This is a genomic window from Streptomyces sp. MGP-BFMKR1 (assembly GCF_057766585.1).
Genome location: NZ_CM173408.1, coordinates 2,105,126 through 2,121,799 on the forward strand (window position 1 = coordinate 2,105,126; position 16,674 = coordinate 2,121,799).

The following is a 16,674-nucleotide window of genomic DNA, read 5'->3' on the forward strand; positions in this document are numbered from 1 at the left end:
CACCCGTTTAGGGCAACGATCGAACGGTCGTCGTTATGCCGCTTCACTGAGCCCATCGCCCGCTCGACGACGACTCCGCGTTCGCGGTGCCGCACAGTGTGCGACACCCCGCGCCCACCAGACACGGCCGGTGCCCCGTGCCCCGTGCCCCGTGCCCCGTGCCCCGTGCCCCGTGCCCCGTGCCCCGTGCCCCCGGCGAGGATCACCGCTCCGTGCTCCGTGCTCCGTGCTCCGTGCTCCGTGCTCCGTGCTCCGTGCTCCGTGCTCCGTGCTCCGTGCTCCGTGCTCCGTGCTCCGTGCTCCGTGCTCCGGCGGGATGGTGCCGCGGTGCGGAGGAAGGTGGGCGGCGGGTGCCGCATGTCTCAGGGGTGGCGGGCCCCGGGGCTCCAAGAGGTGCCGGGGCCTCGGGCTCCACGCTCTTGGCGGGGCCCGTGCGGAGGATCGTCACGCGGTGACGCGACGCTGGGGCGCCCCGCCCAGCGCTCCGCCCCGCTCACGCCCGCTGGCCGCTGACCTTGCGGGCCACTGGCTTCGCCAGGCGGCCCACTCGGCGAACGTGACGGATGACTCCCGGAGGGGCGCTCGCTCGCGGGCCCGCGAGCGGGGCCGGACTTGCTCCGCTGCCGTTGGCTGGCGGCCTCGGTTCCGGGGCTTGCCCTCCAGTGTCTGCGCCGTACGCACCGGCGCTACGTTCCACACCGGCCCCGCCACGGCAGCGGAGCGTTCGGTATCAGTGCGCCAGCCGGCCCGCTCCGTGGCGCATGACACACGAGCGGCGTGCGCCGTGCGCTACCCGTACAAGCTCGTACGCCCCCGCGCGGGCCCGCGGCCTCCGTACGGGCCCCGCGCGCTCAGTACCCCGCGCAGTCGCGGGCACGGGGCTCAGTTCTGGCCGGCCGGCTGCTGCTCGGTGTCGGGGCGGATGTCGATGCGCCAACCCGTGAGACGCGCGGCGAGGCGAGCGTTCTGGCCCTCCTTGCCGATGGCGAGCGAGAGCTGGTAGTCCGGCACCGTCACGCGCGCGGAGCGCGCCGACAGGTCCACGACCTCCACCTTGCTAACCCGGGCCGGCGACAGCGCGTTGGCCACGAGTTCGGCCGGGTCGTCCGACCAGTCGACGATGTCGATCTTCTCGCCGTGCAGCTCGGCCATGACGTTGCGCACCCGCCCGCCCATCGGGCCGATGCAGGCGCCCTTGGCGTTGAGACCGGAGCGGGTGGAGCGTACGGCGATCTTCGTACGGTGCCCCGCCTCACGCGCGATGGCCGCGATCTCCACCGAGCCGTCGGCGATCTCCGGCACCTCCAGCGCGAAGAGTTTGCGCACCAGGTTGGGGTGGGTCCGCGAGAGCGTGACCGACGGGCCGCGCACGCCCTTGGCCACCCGAACGACGTAGGTGCGCAGGCGGGTGCCGTGGGTGTACTCCTCGCCGGGGACCTGCTCCTGCACCGGCAGGATGGCCTCCAGCTTGCCGATGTCCACCAGGACGTTCTTGGGGTCCTTGCCCTGCTGGACGATGCCCGCGACGACATCGCCCTCGCGCCCCGCGTACTCGCCGAAGGTCACCTCTTCCTCGGCGTCCCGCAGGCGCTGCAGGATGACCTGCTTGGCGGTCGTCGCGGCGATCCGGCCGAACCCGGAGGGCGTGTCGTCGAACTCCTGGGGCTCGGCGCCCTCCTGGGCGTCTTCCAGGTCGGCGGCGTCCTCCTTCGCCCACACCGTCACGTGACCGGTCTGTCGATCCAGCTCAACGCGCGCCTGCCGGCGGCTGCCCTCGGTGCGGTGGTACGCGATGAGGAGGGCCGCCTCGATCGCCTCGACCAGCAGGTCGAACGAAATCTCCTTCTCCCGCACCAGACCCCGCAGGGCACTCATGTCGATGTCCACGGCTACGCCTCCTCTTGGCTCTCGTCGTTCTGCTTCTCACTGGCCTTGCGATTGAACTCGATCTCCACTCGTGCCTTGGAGATCTCGCTGAAGGCAAGACGGCGCTCCGTGGGCTTGCGACCCTTCACACCCGGGACCTCCAGGTCGAGTCCGTCGTCGTCAACCGCGACGATCCGGGCGAGCAGCTCCCCGCCCTCGACGAGCTGTGCCTTCATGAGGCGGCCTGTGGCGCGGCGGTAGTGGCGCGGCTCGGTCAACGGCCGGTCGGCACCGGGCGAGGTGACCTCAAGGACGTACGGTGCGCCGCCCATGACGTCCGTTTCATCGAGGGTCTGCGAGACCGCTCGGCTCAACTCCGCACACGCGTCCAACTGCACGCCGTCGTCGGAGTCCACCACGATACGGAGCACGCGCCGCTTCCCGGCCGGGGTCACCTCGATCTCTTCCAGATCCAGGTCCCGCGCGCTGACAAGCGGTGTCAGCAGTCCGCGCAGCCTCTCGCTCTGGGTGGTGCTCATCCGGGTGACTCCTCGGCCGCGTGTGCTGTTGTGGGAACGTCGCGTGTCAGACCAAAGCCTAGCTGTTCCGGCGACGGGCTGACGATTCGGCAGTCGCGTCGCGCCCCGTCCTCGTGGCACGGGCCGTACGGGGCGGCCCGCGGCGGGGGCAGCGCCACTCCGACGCGTGTGATGGGTACGCTCGCCTGCGGTGATCACGAGCAGGGGATGAGGAACGTGCCGCTCACGAGAACAGCGTCAGGCCCCACGGGGCCGCGCAGACGCAGCCTGCTCGCTCTCGCCGGCGGCTCGGTCGGAGCCGCCGGCGTCGGGGCGTTGCTGACCGGCTGCACCGACAGCGCCGGCGACGGGGCCGACTCGGACGGACGCGCCTCGGCCGACGAACGCGTGCGCAGCGAGGCGGCCCGGGGTTCGCTCACCCTGCTCGCCCACTACGACGCGACCATCGCGACACACCCCGCCCTGGCCAACCGGCTCCGCCCGCTCCGTAGCGAAGTGGCTCGACACGCCGAGGCGTTCGGCTCGCCCCCGCCGTCGGCTTCCGCGTCTCCCTCGGCCACTCACGAAGGCAGCGGCCCGCGCCGCACCGTCGAGGTGCCCCGGGACGCCCGCAAGGCGCTGACCGCACTGGCCACGGCGGAGCGCCGGACGGCGGACGCGCGCACGACGGCTCTCGCCACCGCCTCACCCGAACTCGCCCGGCTCCTCGCCTCCGTAGCCGCCAGCGGCGCGGCTCACGCCTACCTGCTGGCGGAGAGCCGCACATGAGCCCTCGGAGCGGCGCGCCTCGTCGGGTGGGGCCGGGGCGGCCAGTCCCTCGCCCGCACCGTACGTGCGCCACGGAGCGCGGGGCGGGGCGCGTGAGCGCGAGGCGTGAGGCGTGGGGCGTGCGAGACCGCCCGGGTGGCCACGGCGCGCACGGGGCACGGGGCACGGGGCACGGGGCACGGGGCACGGGGCACGGGGCACGGGGCACGGGGCACCCGACGATGACGGGCTGACGTGCTGCACCGCAAGGCAGGGACCAGACGAACCGCGCAGCGGACGGGACATGGCAGAAAGGTCGCCCATATGAGAAGGGCCCGGCAGCGTACGGCGGAGGCCGGAGGCGTCGACAGCGCCAAGGCCGCCGAAGGCAGCGCGCGCGAACGGGGGCACGACGCGCCGGCGGAGCCCACGCTGCGGGCTACGCAGGCGGCCCTGGCGGCCGAGCACGCTGCCGTCTACGGGTACGGCGTGGTCGGTGGTCGCATCGAGGACCAGCGGCTGCCCGAGGCACGCGAGGGCCTGACCGCGCACCGGGCACGCCGGGACGCCCTGGAGCGCGAGGTGCGATCCCTCAAGGGCGAGCCCGTCAGTTCCGCGGCTGCCTACGCCCTGCCCTTCCCCGTACCGGATGCCGCCGCGGCAGCCCGGCTCGCGGGCGAGATCGAAGCCCGACTCTGCTCCGTCTACGCCGACCTGGTCCGGGCCGCCGAAGGCGGGGCGCGCCGGGAAGCCGCCGCCGCACTGCGCGAGGCAGCGGTGCGGGCGGTGCGCTGGCGCGGCAGCAGCGTAACCTTCCCTGGGCTCACCGAGCGGACCGCCGGCGGCGCCCCCTCAACCGCCGCGAGCGACGTAGCCGACGCGTTGTGAGGCACCATTCAGCAGCCTCCGGCCGGGTGGGAGCGACGAGGCCCAGGACGCGTGAGGGCATTCTGTCGCGGCGCACGGAGCGACCGTCCCCGCCCCGCTGGAACACGGAGCACGCCGGCTCCGCGCCCGCCATCGGACCACGGCCCCGCCGCCCCGCACGGGGCACGGGGCACGGGGCACGGGGCACGGGGCACGGGGCACGGGGCACGGGGCACGGGGCACGGGGCACGGGGCACGGGGCAGGCTAGTCGGCGGTGAGCGGGAGCAGGAGTGTCCGTGGGGTGCGCGTGCACGGCGCGGTCCGCGTAGCGGGGCAGACTGTCGCCGCGTGGTCGCGGGGCGCACTGGGTCGGCGGGGCGCCCTCGTACGCGGCACCGCCAGGTACTCGTCACGCGGTACCGCCAGGTAACGGAAAGGGACAGCTCGGGAATGGCAACAGCACCGCACGAGGGCGATTCGGAGCCCACGGGGGTTCCGGTGGAACCGCCGCAACGCCTGGTCCGCGCTGTTCAGGCCGAACACGGCGCGGCGGGCCGGGCCTGGCTGGCGACCGTGCCCGAGCGCGTCGAGGGCCTGCTCGACCGCTGGAAGCTGACCGTCGAACGGGTCTGGGCACCGGGTGGCCGCGGGAGCCTGCTGGTGCTGGTGCACCAGGCCGACGGGTCCCCGGCCGTGCTGAAACTCGGCGCGAACACGGAGCGCGTGGAGCGCGAGGGCGCCGCACTCACCCACTGGGGCGGCTCCGGCGCCGTGCGGGTCCTGCGGAGCGAGTGCCCCGAGGGCGCTCTGCTGCTCGAACGGCTGCACGGCGAGGTGAGTCTGCGCTCCCTCCCGGAGCCGAAGTCCATGCTGGAGGCGGCCGAAACGGTTCGGCGCTTGTGGGTGCCGCCGCCGACGGGGCATGCGTTCCCGTCCGTCTCCGACCACACGGCCGACCAGGCCGCGGCGCTACGCGCAGCACGCGACCAGCCCTGGGCGGCCGACGTCGGGCCACTGATCGACGAAGCCCTCGCGGTGCACGCCGAACTCGTCGCCACTTCGTCCGAGACGCTGCTGCTGCACGGCGCCTACCGGCAGGGCAAGGTACTCGCCGGCGATCGGGCCCCGTGGCTCGCGATCGCGCCCGAACCGGTGGTCGGAGAGCGCGCGTACGACCTGGCCTGGCTGGCTCGGGACCGTCTCGACACCCTGATCGCACTCCCCGGCGCCTCCAACGCCGCCCGCCGACGCGTCAACAAGCTCGCCGACTCGCTGGAGCTGGACCGGGACCGCCTGCGCGGCTGGGCGCTGTTCCGCTCCGTAGCCGCCGGCGTACGGCGTCTGTCCCGGGGCGAGCGCGACGAAGGGGAGCTGTTGCTGGAGTTCGCGGGTTGGCTGTAGCAGCCTCCCGCTCCGTACCTCCACCGCTCCGTGCCCCGTGCTCCGTGCCCGCTGCGGGTACGGAGCACGGGGCACGACGGAGCACGGGGCCGAGCGAGACAGAGCGCACGGGGCGGGCCAGCCGGCGCGGGGCGGGGAGCCCCGCGGGCGGCGGGCCGTTCGGCGCCGTTACGCGGTGAGGCGGGCTACCGCCTCGTCGATGGCAAGCTCCTCACGCTCGCCCGACCGCCGGTCCTTCAACTCGACCACGCCGTTCGCCGCCCCGCGCCCGACGACCAGGATGGTCGGCACGCCGATGAGCTCTGCGTCCGTGAACTTCACGCCGGGCGACACCCCGGCCCGGTCGTCAACGAGCACCCGTACGCCAGCGCCGCCCAGTCGCTCGGCGAGTTCGAGCGCGAGTTCGTTCTGCAGGGCCTTGCCCGCCGCGACGATGTGCACGTCAGCCGGCGCCACCTCGCGCGGCCAGCACAGCCCCGCCCCGTCGTGGGTCTGCTCCGCGAGCGCCGCCACGGCGCGCGAGACGCCGATGCCGTACGACCCCATGGTGACCCGCACCGGCTTGCCCTGCTGGCCGAGCACGTCCAGTTCGAAGGCGTCGGCGTACTTGCGTCCGAGCTGGAAGATGTGGCCGATCTCGATGGCGCGGTCGAGTGTGATGCCGGCGCCGCAGGCGGGGCACGGGTCGCCCGGCTCGACGACGACCACGTCCAGGTACTCGTCCACCTCGAAGTCCCGGCCGCAGACGACGTTCCGAGCGTGGGTGTCGGCCTTGTTGGCGCCGGTGATCCAAGCCGTGCCCGGGGCGACCCGCGGGTCGGCGATGTAGCGGAACGCCTTGCCCGCCATGCCCTGCGGGCCGACGTACCCGCGCACCAGGTCGGGCCGGTCGGTGAAGTCCTCGGCCGTGACCAGTTCGACGGTCGCCGGGGCCAGGTGCTCGCCCAGCTTGCCGAGGTCCACCTCGCGGTCGCCCGGCACTCCGACGGCGACGATCTCGCCGTCCACCTTGACCAACAGGTTCTTGAGCGTCGCGGAGGCGGACACCCCGAGGTGCAGGGCCAGGGTCTCGATGGTGGGCGTGTCGGGCGTGTCCAACTCCTCGACGGGGCCGTGCGCCGCCCCGTCTCCGGCCGACGGTGCCGCGAAGGTGACGGCCTCCGTGTTGGCCGCGTAGTCGCAGGCGGGGCAGTCCACGAACGTGTCCTCACCGGCCGCCGCCGGCGCCAGGAACTCCTCCGACGCCGAACCGCCCATCGCCCCGGAGACCGCCGACACGATCCGGTAGTCCAGGCCCAGGCGCTCGAAGATGCGGGTGTACGCGTCACGGTGCAGCCGGTACGACTCGGCCAGACCCTCGTCCGTGACGTCGAAGGAGTACGAGTCCTTCATCTGGAACTCGCGCCCCCGCAGCACGCCCGAGCGCGGCCTGGCCTCGTCCCGGTACTTCGTCTGGATCTGGTAGACGATCACCGGCAGGTCCTTGTACGACGTGCACTGGTCCTTGACGGTGAGGGTGAAGATCTCCTCGTGGGTGGGGCCGAGGAGGTAGTCGGCGCCCTTGCGGTCCTTGAGCCTGAAGAGCAGGTCGCCGTACTCGTCCCAGCGCCCACTCGTCTCGTACGCCTCCCGCGGCAGCAGCGCGGGCAGCAGCACCTCCTGCGCGCCGATCGCGTCCATCTCCTCGCGCACGATGCGCGAAACGTTGTCCAGCACGCGCTTGCCGAGCGGCAGCCAGCTCCAGATTCCCGCCGCCGTGCGGCGGACGTACCCGGCGCGGACGAGCAGCTTGTGGCTGGCGGTCTCGGCGTCAGCCGGGTCGTCGCGCAGTGTCTTGAGCAGCATCGTGGACATGCGCTGGACGTTGACGGCATGGGCCATGGGGATCTCCTGCGTGCGAGGTGCGGTGAGCGAGAGGTTAGCCGCCGCGGGTCACACCGAGGAAACGAGCCGCCGCCCCGAGCCCCCGGTCGGGGTCATCGCCCCCCCGTGGCCCCGGCCCCGTGCCGGGGGGGTGGTGCCCCGTGCCCCGTGCCCCGTGCCCCCTGCCCCCTGCCCCCTGCCCCCTGCCCCCTGCCCCCAGGCAGGATCGCCGCTCCGTGCTCCGTACACCGCGCCCCGGGGTCTGTGTTGGCCTCGGTTCGCGCCCGATGTTCGCGCTATGCGCTCCCCCGCCCACCCCGGAGCGCTCGGCGGTGGGGTCTGGCACGCTCCGCGCGTCCTCGGCGGGCGCTACCGCCGCCGCAGCGGCAGGTGCGCTCCCATCACGACGTACGGGCTCCGCGCGCTCGGGAAGTGCACGGGGCGGGCCAGGTCGCGGTAGCCCAGGTCGCGGTAGAGGCCGCGGGCCGGGGTCTCCGCGTCGATCGCGGAGAGGATGCTGCGGGGCTGGACGGCCGCGTCGGTCAGCATGGTGATCAGTGCCCGGCCGATGCCGTGCTTCTGGTGGGCCGGATGGACGTGGAGTTCGGTGATGACGAAGGAGTCGTCCAGCCAGTCCTCGTGGCCCTCGGTTCGGAGGTACGGGGCGACGATCGTGGACCACCAGTAGGAACGGTGGTTCGGCAGGCCGTAAACGAAGCCGACCAGGCGGCCGGTCTCGGTGGTGGCCCCGAGGGCACGCGCGCCCGGGGTCGCGAGGTGTCGGAGGACGATGTGGCGCCGCACTCCGATCTCGTCGTCCGACAGCCCGAAGGCGAGGGCCTGGACTGCGAGTGCGTCGTCCACGCGAGCCGCGAGGTCGAGTGGCCCGACGGTGACGTCTCGGGGAGCTGGGGGCGGGCCCGCGGCGGGGTGCGACATGAGCGGCACACTACTGGCCGGCCCAGACGGAGTCAGAACAGGACGCTCATGAACGCGCCGACCTCGCGGAAGCCGACGCGCCGGTACGCGGCTCGGGCCGCCGCGTTGTAGTCGTTGACGTACAGGCTGACGACCGGGGCCACCTCGCGCAGGGCGTAGCTCAGTACGGCGGCCATGCCGGTCTCGGAGAGGCCGCGGCCCCGGTACTCGGGGGCGACCCAGACGCCCTGGATCTGGCAGGCGTGCGGGGTGACGGCGCCGACCTCGGCCTTGAAGATGACCTGCCCGTCTTCGACGCGGGCGAAGGAGCGGCCGGAACCGACGAGCTCCGCGACGCGCGCCTGGTAGAGCAGGCCGCCGTCGCCCGCCAGCGGCGAGACGCCGACCTCCTCGGTGAACATGGCCACACAGGCGGGCATGATCACGTCCATCTCGTCCTTGCGGACACGGCGCACCAACGGGTCGGGGGTGACGTTCGTCGGCATCGACGTGGTGATCATCAGCGGCTGGTGGCTGCGCACCTCGCGAGCCGGGCCCCAGCTCGGTTCCAGCAGGGACCAGAGGTCAGCGGTGGGCTCGGCGGGCCCGACGATCGAGGAGCAGCGGCGCCCGGAGCGGCGCGCGCGGTCGGCGAAGGCGCGCACGGCGTCGGGGGTGGCGCAGATGGGAACGAGGTTGGCCCCGGCGTAGCACAGCGATTCCAGCCGTCCGTCGGCGTACCAACCCCACATCTCGCCGCCGAGCCGCCACGGGTCCAGACCTGCCGTCTGGACCCGTGCGGCAACGAAGGCATTGGCCACCGGGTCACGGTCGAGGACGGCGAGCGCCGCATCGAGCTCACCCGGCTCAAGGACCCTGGTGGTGGTCGTCGTCAGCACGTGTCGGTATGCCTCGTGGTTGCGGGCCTGCGGGCCACAGGGGACTCGGTTTCCGCACTGTACCTCGCTCCCCCGCGCCGCACCCCCGCAACCGTGAACGAGGCAACGACCGGCCAACGTCAGCTGACGGACACCTCGGGTTCGCCGGAGGCGACGCCGGCCTTCTCCATCTCTTCGGCGATCTTCATGGCCTCGTCGATCAGGGTCTCCACGATCTTCGACTCCGGCACGGTCTTGATGACCTCACCCTTCACGAAGATCTGCCCCTTCCCATTCCCCGAAGCCACACCCAGATCCGCCTCACGCGCCTCACCAGGACCATTGACCACACACCCCATCACCGCCACCCGCAGCGGCACCTCCATCCCCTCAAGCCCAGCCGTCACCTCATCAGCCAGCTTGTACACATCCACCTGCGCCCGCCCACACGACGGACACGACACGATCTCCAACCGACGCGGCTTCAAGTTCAACGACTCCAGAATCTGAAGACCGACCTTGACCTCCTCCGCCGGCGGCGCCGACAACGACACCCGAATCGTGTCCCCGATCCCCTCCGCCAACAACGCACCAAACGCCACAGCCGACTTGATCGTCCCCTGGAACGCCGGACCCGCCTCCGTCACACCCAGATGCAACGGATAGTCACACCGCGCCGCCAACAAGCGGTAGGCGTTGACCATCACCACCGGATCGTTGTGCTTCACCGAGATCTTGATGTCCCGAAACCCGTGCTCCTCGAACAACGAGCACTCCCACAACGCCGACTCCACCAACGCCTCCGGCGTGGCCTTGCCGTACTTCGCCAACAACCGCTTGTCCAACGACCCCGCGTTGACCCCGATCCGAATCGGCACCCCCGCATCCGAGGCCGCCTTCGCGATCTCCTTCACCTTGTCATCGAACTGCCGGATGTTCCCCGGATTCACCCGCACCGCCGCACACCCGGCATCGATCGCCGCGAACACGTACTTCGGCTGGAAGTGAATATCAGCGATCACCGGGATCTGCGACTTCTTCGCGATCGCCGGCAACGCCTCCGCGTCATCCTGCGACGGACACGCCACCCGCACGATCTGGCAACCCGACGCCGTCAACTCCGCGATCTGCTGCAACGTCGCGTTCACATCCGCGGTCAACGTCGTCGTCATCGACTGCACGGACACCGGGGCATCACCCCCGACAGGCACCGAGCCCACCTGAATCTGGCGGCTCACCCTACGGTCAGCAAGCTTGGTCGGAACGGACGGCATTCCAAGCGAAATCGCAGTCATCTGGCGAGCAACCCCAAGGTGTGTAACGAGGTCCCGAGATCGGCGGGCTCCGGTCTTCGAGATTACGGCACCCGACACGGACACAGCGCACCCAGCCTCTAACCTCACACGATCGGTGATAGGCGGACGAATACGCCATGCCAGAACTTCGCTCCTTCGTGGCACGTACGTCAGCCAGCCGAAAGATCAACGCTCCGCACCACCCGCCACGGCGCCGACGGCCGGCGGCCCCCGTTCCCGCACGCTCGCCGCCCCGTAGGCCAGCCCCAGGGGCGCCTCCGCACGCGGCAGGAGCGAACAGCGCGCCCCGTGGCGGCGTGGTTGCGCAGCTCCGTACCGAACCGTCGTGCCGCCAGAGATCGTGGCGCGCTACGCCAAACTCGCCTCATTACCACACGCACGCGAGTCGTTACGGTGAGCGACCGAGTCGGCGATGTGGGACGCATGTCACGTCGTACGGAGCAGGCGGCGGCGCGGTTGCCCTGGGTCGTCGTCACGCCATCGTGGCCCCGTTCCAGCGATCCCAACGGTCGCGACGGAGCCCGCGGCCGGCCTCCGTCCCGCAGCGGCCTACGGAGCCGGCATTCGGCTGGGCCAGAAGCTCAGCACGCGGGGCACCGGTGACGGCCTGGTGACGTACCCGCGCGCGGGGCGGCGCGTCTCGCTGGCGCCGCCCCGAGCGGCGTCAGGTGATGCGTACGGGGTTCACCACGTCGGCGATGAGGACCAGCAGGGTGAAGCAGATGAAGATTCCGGCGACGACGTACGCGACCGGCATGAGCTTGGCGACGTCGAAGGGGCCCGGGTCGGGGCGGCGGAAGACGCGCGCCGTCTTGCGCCGTACGGACTCCCACAGCGCGCCCGCGATGTGTCCGCCGTCCAGTGGCAGCAGCGGCAGCATGTTGAACAGGAACAGCGAGAGGTTGAAGCCCGCCACCAGGAACAGCATCGTGGCGACCTGTTGCTCCGGCGGAATGTCGAGGTTGAACACCTCGCCGCCGACGCGTGCGGCGCCCACCACGCCCATCGGCGAGTCGGGCTCGCGCTCGGCGTCGCCGAAGGCGGCGTTCCACAGGTCGGGGATCTTGGACGGCAGCGCCACCAGCGACTCGACGCCGGATTCCACCATGTCGCCCATGCGCTCGACGGACTCGCCGAAGGACTGCTGGACGACGCCCGTGGCGGGCGCGAAGCCGAGGAAGCCCGCGGTGACGTACTCGTCCCTCACGTAGCCGCCGTCACCGTCCGACTTGGCGACCTTGTTCTTGATGAGGTCGGCCTGCAGCGTCTTGTGTGCCCCGTCCCGCTCCACGGTGATGGTGGCGGGCCCCGTGGTGTCGCGGATGTCACGCTGGAGCGTCTGCCAGTCGGGTGTCGGCTGACCGTTGAACGCCACGATCTTGTCGCCGGGCTCGAGTCCCGCCGCCTTGGCCGGGGAGTCCTTGGCGCCCTTCGGACACGTGTCCGTGTTGGCCGAGGCGGGGATCACGCACTCGGAGACGGAGCCGACGGTGGTGGTCTGGGTGTTGACGCCGAAGGTCATCATCACACCGATGAAGATCACCACGGCGAGTACCAGGTTCATGAACGGCCCGGCGAACATGACGATCACGCGCTTCCACGGCTTGCGCGTGTAGAACAACCGCTTCTCGTCGCCCGGCTGGAGCTCCTCGTACGCGGCCGACCTGGCGTCCTCGACCATGCTCCGCCACGGCGAGGTGGAGCGCGCCGTGACCTTGCCGTCGTCGCCGGGCGGGAACATGCCGATCATGCGGATGTAGCCGCCGAGCGGGATGGCCTTGATGCCGTACTCCGTCTCGCCCTTCTTGCGCGAGAAGATCGTCGGCCCGAAACCGACCATGTACTCCGGTACCCGGATGCCGAACAGCTTGGCGGTCGAGAGGTGTCCCAGCTCGTGCCAGGCGATGGAGAAGAGCAGGCCGACGACGAAGACGATTATCCCAAGAATCGTCATCCAGGTCGTCATGCGCGTACCTCCGATGTTGCCTTCGCCGCCCGTGCGGCCAGTTCCCGGGCGCGGGCGCGCGCCCATGTCTCCGCTTCGAGGACGTCAGTCACCGACAGCGAGGTTCCATCATGGCGCTTTTTCACGGCGCCTGAGGCCAGTCCTTCGGAGACCACGGCGGCCACCGTGTCCACGATCCCGGTGAAGGGCAGTCGCTCGGCCAGGAACGCGTCCACGCATTCCTCGTTCGCCGCGTTGAACACGGCGGGCGCGGTGCCGCCCAGGTCGCCCACGTGGCGCGCCAGGGCAACGGAGGGGAACGCCTCCGTGTCGAGCGGGAAGAACTCCCACGTCGACGCCTTCGTCCAGTCGCAGCCCGGCGCGGCGTCCGGCACCCGGTCCGGCCATCCCAGGCCGAGCGCGATCGGCATGCGCATGTCGGGCGGGCTGACCTGGGCGAGTGTCGAACCATCGGTGAACTCGACCATGGAGTGCACGTACGACTGCGGGTGGACGACGACCTCGATGCGGTCGAAGGGGATGTCGAACAGCAGGTGCGCCTCGATGACCTCAAGGCCCTTGTTGACCAGGGTCGCCGAGTTGATGGTGACGACCGGGCCCATGTCCCAGGTGGGGTGGGCGAGCGCCTGGCGGGGCGTGACGGCGGTCAGTTCCTCCCGGCTGCGCCCGCGGAAGGGGCCGCCGCTGGCCGTGACGACCAGCTTGCGCACCTCGGCCGGGGTGCCGCCCATCAGGGCCTGGAAGAGCGCCGAGTGCTCCGAGTCGACCGGGACGATCTGGCCCGGCTTGGCCACGGCCTTGACCAACGGCCCGCCGACGATCAAGGACTCCTTGTTCGCGAGGATGAGCACGCTGCCGGCCTCCAGGGCGGCCAGCGTCGGGGCGAGCCCGATCGAACCGGTGATGCCGTTGAGTACGGAGTGGCACTCGCTGCCCGCGAGCTCGGTGGCCGCGTCGGGCCCCGCGAGGATCTCGGGCAGCGGCTCGGCTCCGTACCGCGCCCGCAGCGCCTCACGGAGCGCGGGCACGACGTCCTGCCGCGCGACGGCGACCGTACGGACCCGCAACTGGTGCGCCTGCTCCGCGAGCAGCTCCACCCGCCCACCGGCAGCGGACAGCCCCGTGACCTGGAACCGGTCGGGATTGCGCAGCACCACGTCGATGGCCTGGGTTCCGATCGAACCCGTTGAGCCGAGAATCACGATGGTGCGCGGGGCCTCCGGGGCTGCGGAGGCGTCGATGGCAGCGGCGAAGGGCTGGTGCGGCGAGGCGAGGGAGTCCGTCATCCCCCCATTGTGGCCGCTCCACCGCGGGATTTGGGGGGCGCACCCCTAGTAGGACTCTGCCATAGCGGGGTCGGGGCGAACCGGGGGCCGCTGCGGCGCGGAGCGGGTCGGCCTCCTCGGGACCGCCTCGCGGGACCGCGCGCGCCGTGCGGTGCTGGGGCCCGGTGACGGGCCCAGCGGTGCCGGTGGGGCGGGGCTCCGTGCCCCGTGCCCCGTGCCCCGTGCCCCGTGCCCCCGGAGGGGATCATCGCTCCGTGCTCCGTGCTCCGTGCTCCGTGCTCCGTGCTCCGTGCTCCGTGCTCCGTGCTCCGTGCTCCGGCCGGATGGTGCCGCGGGTGGTCTGTGTGTGGCGAAGCGGCACGGCGCATGGGGGCGGGCGGAATGGCCGGCCCGGCGCTGCGTACGCGACTCCGTGGGGCGGGCTGCACTTCTTCGTGGTGGCCCCGTTCGGCCGCGTGTGCCGGGCGGCGCCGGGGTACGGCGTACTGCTGTGCGGCGTAGCGCGGTGCAGTCGGCCTGCGCGGGGCAGGGCGGGCGGCGGGGTGGCTCGTCAGCGGACGGGGCGGTGGACGGTGGGTACGCGGGCGGGCCCTGGTGTCGCGTCGGCGATCCAGGGGCCCTCGCCGCTGGGGTCGAGGATGCCTTCCTCCACCCAGGTGTAGGAGCCGCCGAGTACGTCTGAGGCCACCGTGCGGTCCAGGGCGTCGGTGTTGCTCCACAAGCGCCCGAACAACTCCTCGACACGCACGCGGGATTGCTGGCAGAAGGCGTCGGCGAGCCGGTACGCCTCGGCACCGTGCGCCCCGTCCAGCCGTAGCCGCTCGGCCCGTACGCACGCAGCGCTCATCGCGAACAGCTCGGCGCCGATGTCGACGATGCGTCCGAGGAAGCCCTGTTTCGTCTCCAGTCGGCCCTGCCAGCGCGACATGCCGTAGAAGGTGGAGCGGGCCAGTTTGCGCGCACAGCGCTCCACGTAGCGCAGGTGTGAGGCGAGGTCCCGGTGGCCGGGCGGGTGGAACTGCGCGTACGAGCGCGGAAGCTGGCCCGCCCCCGTCACGAGTCGGGGCAGCCAACGGGCGTAGAAGCCGCCCGCCTTCGCGCCTGCCCTGGCCTTGTCACGGAGCGGCGTGTCCGGGGCGATCAGGTCGCCCGCCACCGACAGGTGTGCGTCGACGGCCTCGCGGGCGATGAGGAGGCGCATGATCTCCGTGGAGCCCTCGAAGATCCGGTTGATCCGCAGGTCCCGCAGGACCTGTTCGGCGGGCACCGCGCGTTCGCCCCGCGCGGCGAGCGAGGCCGCGGTCTCGTACCCGCGACCGCCGCGAAGCTGCATCAGTTCGTCGGCCATCAGCCAGCCCATCTCCGAGCCGTACAGCTTGGCGAGCGCGGCCTCGATGCGGATGTCGTTGCGGTCCTCGTCGGCCATGTGGGACGACAAGTCGACAACGGCCTCCAGGGCGAACGTCGTCGCGGCGATGAAGGCGATCTTCGATCCCACGGCCTCGTGCCGGCCGATCGGCTTGCCCCACTGCTCCCGCGCGGCCGACCACTCCCGGGCGATCTTCAGGCACCACTTCCCCGTGCCGACGCACATGGCGGGCAGCGACAGGCGGCCCGTGTTGAGAGTGGTGAGGGCGATCTTCAGGCCGGCGCCCTCGGGCCCGATACGGTGCCGGGCCGGCACGCGCACGCGGTGGAACCGCGTGACGCCGTTCTCGATGCCGCGCAGCCCCATGAAGGCGTTCCGGTTCTCGACGGTGACCCCGTCGGCCGCGGCCTCGACGACGAAGGCGGTGATGCCGCCCTTGTGGCCGTCGCCCTCCGGCACACGGGCCATCACGACGAGGAGGTCGGCGATGACGCCGTTGGTCGTCCACAGCTTGACGCCGTCCAGTACGTAGTCCTCGCCGTCCGGCACCGCGGTGGTCGCCAGTCGCGCCGGGTCGGATCCGACGTCGGGCTCGGTCAGCAGGAACGCCGAGATGTCGGTACGGGCGCACCGCGGCAGGAAGGCGTCGCGTTGCTCCTGCGTGCCGAACATCTTCAGCGGCTGCGGCACCCCGATGGACTGGTGCGCGGAGAGCAGCGCCGCGATGGCGGGACTGACGGAGCTGACGAGCGCCAGCGCCCGGTTGTAGTGGACCTGACTGAGACCGAGCCCGCCGTACTCGGTGCCGATCTTCATGCCGAGGGCGCCGAGTTCCTTCAGACCGTTGATCGTCTCGTCGGGGATGCGCGCCTCGCGCTCGATCCGAGCGCTGTCGATCTTCGTCTCGCAGAACGTCCGGAGCTTGGCGAGGAACTCCTCGCCGCGCTGGACGCTCTCGGTCGAGAGCGCTGGGTACGGGTGGATGAGATCGAGCCGGAAGCGGCCGAGGAACAGTTCCTTGGCGAAGCTCGGCTTGCGCCATGTCGCTTCCCGGGCGGCTTCCGCGACCTGGCGCGCTTCGCGTTCGGACACGGACGGCGGTGTCGGGGGTGTCGGCGGGGGCGTTGCGGATGGAGCGGTCATCGGGAACTCACCTCGCCGCTTCGTGGGGTCGGAGCGGGCGGAGCGACCATCGGCGCGGGGCCCGGATGGCTGCCCCGCAGCCGGTATCCGCCGGCCCGTTCTGCTGGTCGGCGTGTACCCGATCTCAGCGCCCCGTATCAGGCAGCGCACCTCAGCCCGACGTACGGCGTAACGGCGAGCACCGGAGCGGCGGGGAGTAGCGGAGAGACAGCGGGGTGGCGAGGGCACCGCGGGACAGGGGCGTTGCGGTGCGAGGGGCGGGGCCTCGGCGGGGCCACGTCGCGGGGCGCGGCCCGCCGCGTCGGAGAGCGCGGCGGGCATGGGGCGGCGGCCCCGCCCTGCCCCGGGCACGGGGCACGGGGCACGGGGCACGGGGCACGGGGCACGGGGCACGGGGCACGGGGCACGGGGCACGGGGCACGGGGCACGGGGCCAACGGGCGGGAGCCGGATGCGACACGGGTGCGGGGCGCGGCAGGGGGTGGCGCCGGTGTAGGCAGGAGCCCGGACGCGTA

12 protein-coding genes are annotated in these 16,674 nt (G+C 72.0%); 3 read left to right on the forward strand and 9 right to left on the reverse strand.

All coding sequences use genetic code 11. The features are described from left to right. Nucleotides 1-882 precede the first annotated feature (882 nt). On the reverse strand, nucleotides 883-1,887 hold the full coding sequence (gene nusA / locus AC3CHW_RS07755) for a transcription termination factor NusA (RefSeq protein ID WP_176164419.1): 1,005 nt from the start codon (nucleotides 1,885-1,887) through the stop codon (nucleotides 883-885). 2 nt (nucleotides 1,888-1,889) lie between these two features. Continuing rightward, the gene (gene rimP, locus AC3CHW_RS07760; protein ID WP_187059889.1) at nucleotides 1,890-2,405 is read right to left on the reverse strand and encodes a ribosome maturation factor RimP; all 516 of its coding nucleotides are present in this window, start codon (nucleotides 2,403-2,405) and stop codon (nucleotides 1,890-1,892) included. Nucleotides 2,406-2,612: 207 nt separating this feature from the next. Here rimP and AC3CHW_RS07765 point away from each other — a divergent pair, with 207 nt between their 5' ends. The 3 genes from AC3CHW_RS07765 to AC3CHW_RS07775 all read left to right on the forward strand — a co-directional run bounded on the left by AC3CHW_RS07765 (nucleotide 2,613) and on the right by AC3CHW_RS07775 (nucleotide 5,421). Further along, nucleotides 2,613-3,173, forward strand: coding sequence for a hypothetical protein (locus AC3CHW_RS07765; protein ID WP_488469988.1), 561 nt, complete (start codon nucleotides 2,613-2,615; stop codon nucleotides 3,171-3,173). 303 nt (nucleotides 3,174-3,476) lie between these two features. After that, nucleotides 3,477-4,040: a ferritin-like domain-containing protein gene (locus AC3CHW_RS07770; RefSeq protein WP_488469989.1), complete on the forward strand. Its 564-nt coding sequence runs from the start codon at nucleotides 3,477-3,479 to the stop codon at nucleotides 4,038-4,040. A 430-nt stretch (nucleotides 4,041-4,470) separates the two neighbouring features. After that, nucleotides 4,471-5,421 (forward strand): aminoglycoside phosphotransferase family protein, encoded by a 951-nt coding sequence (locus AC3CHW_RS07775; RefSeq protein ID WP_488469990.1) that lies wholly within the window; start codon nucleotides 4,471-4,473, stop codon nucleotides 5,419-5,421. Between the two features lie 168 nt (nucleotides 5,422-5,589). Here the strand turns inward: AC3CHW_RS07775 and AC3CHW_RS07780 are convergent, their stop codons facing one another. From AC3CHW_RS07780 to AC3CHW_RS07810, 7 genes are all read right to left on the reverse strand, one after another. Beyond that, nucleotides 5,590-7,302 carry a proline--tRNA ligase gene (locus AC3CHW_RS07780; RefSeq protein WP_488469991.1) on the reverse strand — a complete coding sequence of 571 codons (1,713 nt, stop codon included), beginning with the start codon at nucleotides 7,300-7,302 and terminating at the stop codon, nucleotides 5,590-5,592. Between the two features lie 351 nt (nucleotides 7,303-7,653). Next, a complete protein-coding gene (locus AC3CHW_RS07785; RefSeq protein ID WP_459251163.1) occupies nucleotides 7,654-8,223 on the reverse strand; it encodes a GNAT family N-acetyltransferase in 570 nt (189 codons plus the stop codon). Between the two features lie 32 nt (nucleotides 8,224-8,255). After that, complete coding sequence (locus AC3CHW_RS07790; RefSeq protein ID WP_398612328.1) at nucleotides 8,256-9,101, reverse strand: GNAT family N-acetyltransferase; 846 nt, start codon at nucleotides 9,099-9,101, stop codon at nucleotides 8,256-8,258. A 119-nt stretch (nucleotides 9,102-9,220) separates the two neighbouring features. Next, nucleotides 9,221-10,375, reverse strand: coding sequence for a flavodoxin-dependent (E)-4-hydroxy-3-methylbut-2-enyl-diphosphate synthase (gene ispG / locus AC3CHW_RS07795; RefSeq protein WP_466298153.1), 1,155 nt, complete (start codon nucleotides 10,373-10,375; stop codon nucleotides 9,221-9,223). A 685-nt stretch (nucleotides 10,376-11,060) separates the two neighbouring features. Continuing rightward, a complete protein-coding gene (locus AC3CHW_RS07800; RefSeq protein ID WP_459250856.1) occupies nucleotides 11,061-12,362 on the reverse strand; it encodes a M50 family metallopeptidase in 1,302 nt (433 codons plus the stop codon). Further along, a complete protein-coding gene (gene dxr, locus AC3CHW_RS07805; RefSeq protein WP_398612078.1) occupies nucleotides 12,359-13,648 on the reverse strand; it encodes a 1-deoxy-D-xylulose-5-phosphate reductoisomerase in 1,290 nt (429 codons plus the stop codon). The genes AC3CHW_RS07800 and dxr overlap by 4 nt, the downstream gene beginning before the upstream one ends. A 550-nt stretch (nucleotides 13,649-14,198) precedes the next feature. Next, nucleotides 14,199-16,160: an acyl-CoA dehydrogenase family protein gene (locus tag AC3CHW_RS07810; RefSeq protein ID WP_488469992.1), complete on the reverse strand. Its 1,962-nt coding sequence runs from the start codon at nucleotides 16,158-16,160 to the stop codon at nucleotides 14,199-14,201. Between the last annotated feature and the right edge of the window lie 514 nt (nucleotides 16,161-16,674).

Excerpts from the sequence above, each read along its gene's own strand:
- dxr (WP_398612078.1), bottom strand. The coding sequence starts at position 13,648 with ATGACGGACTCCCTCGCCTCGCCGCACCAGCCCTTCGCCGCTGCCATC.
- AC3CHW_RS07800 (WP_459250856.1), bottom strand. The coding sequence starts at position 12,362 with ATGACGACCTGGATGACGATTCTTGGGATAATCGTCTTCGTCGTCGGC.
- AC3CHW_RS07765 (WP_488469988.1), top strand. The coding sequence starts at position 2,613 with ATGAGGAACGTGCCGCTCACGAGAACAGCGTCAGGCCCCACGGGGCCG.
- AC3CHW_RS07780 (WP_488469991.1), bottom strand. The coding sequence starts at position 7,302 with ATGGCCCATGCCGTCAACGTCCAGCGCATGTCCACGATGCTGCTCAAG.
- AC3CHW_RS07810 (WP_488469992.1), bottom strand. The coding sequence starts at position 16,160 with ATGACCGCTCCATCCGCAACGCCCCCGCCGACACCCCCGACACCGCCG.
- rimP (WP_187059889.1), bottom strand. The coding sequence starts at position 2,405 with ATGAGCACCACCCAGAGCGAGAGGCTGCGCGGACTGCTGACACCGCTT.
- AC3CHW_RS07775 (WP_488469990.1), top strand. The coding sequence starts at position 4,471 with ATGGCAACAGCACCGCACGAGGGCGATTCGGAGCCCACGGGGGTTCCG.
- AC3CHW_RS07785 (WP_459251163.1), bottom strand. The coding sequence starts at position 8,223 with ATGTCGCACCCCGCCGCGGGCCCGCCCCCAGCTCCCCGAGACGTCACC.
- ispG (WP_466298153.1), bottom strand. The coding sequence starts at position 10,375 with ATGACTGCGATTTCGCTTGGAATGCCGTCCGTTCCGACCAAGCTTGCT.
- AC3CHW_RS07770 (WP_488469989.1), top strand. The coding sequence starts at position 3,477 with ATGAGAAGGGCCCGGCAGCGTACGGCGGAGGCCGGAGGCGTCGACAGC.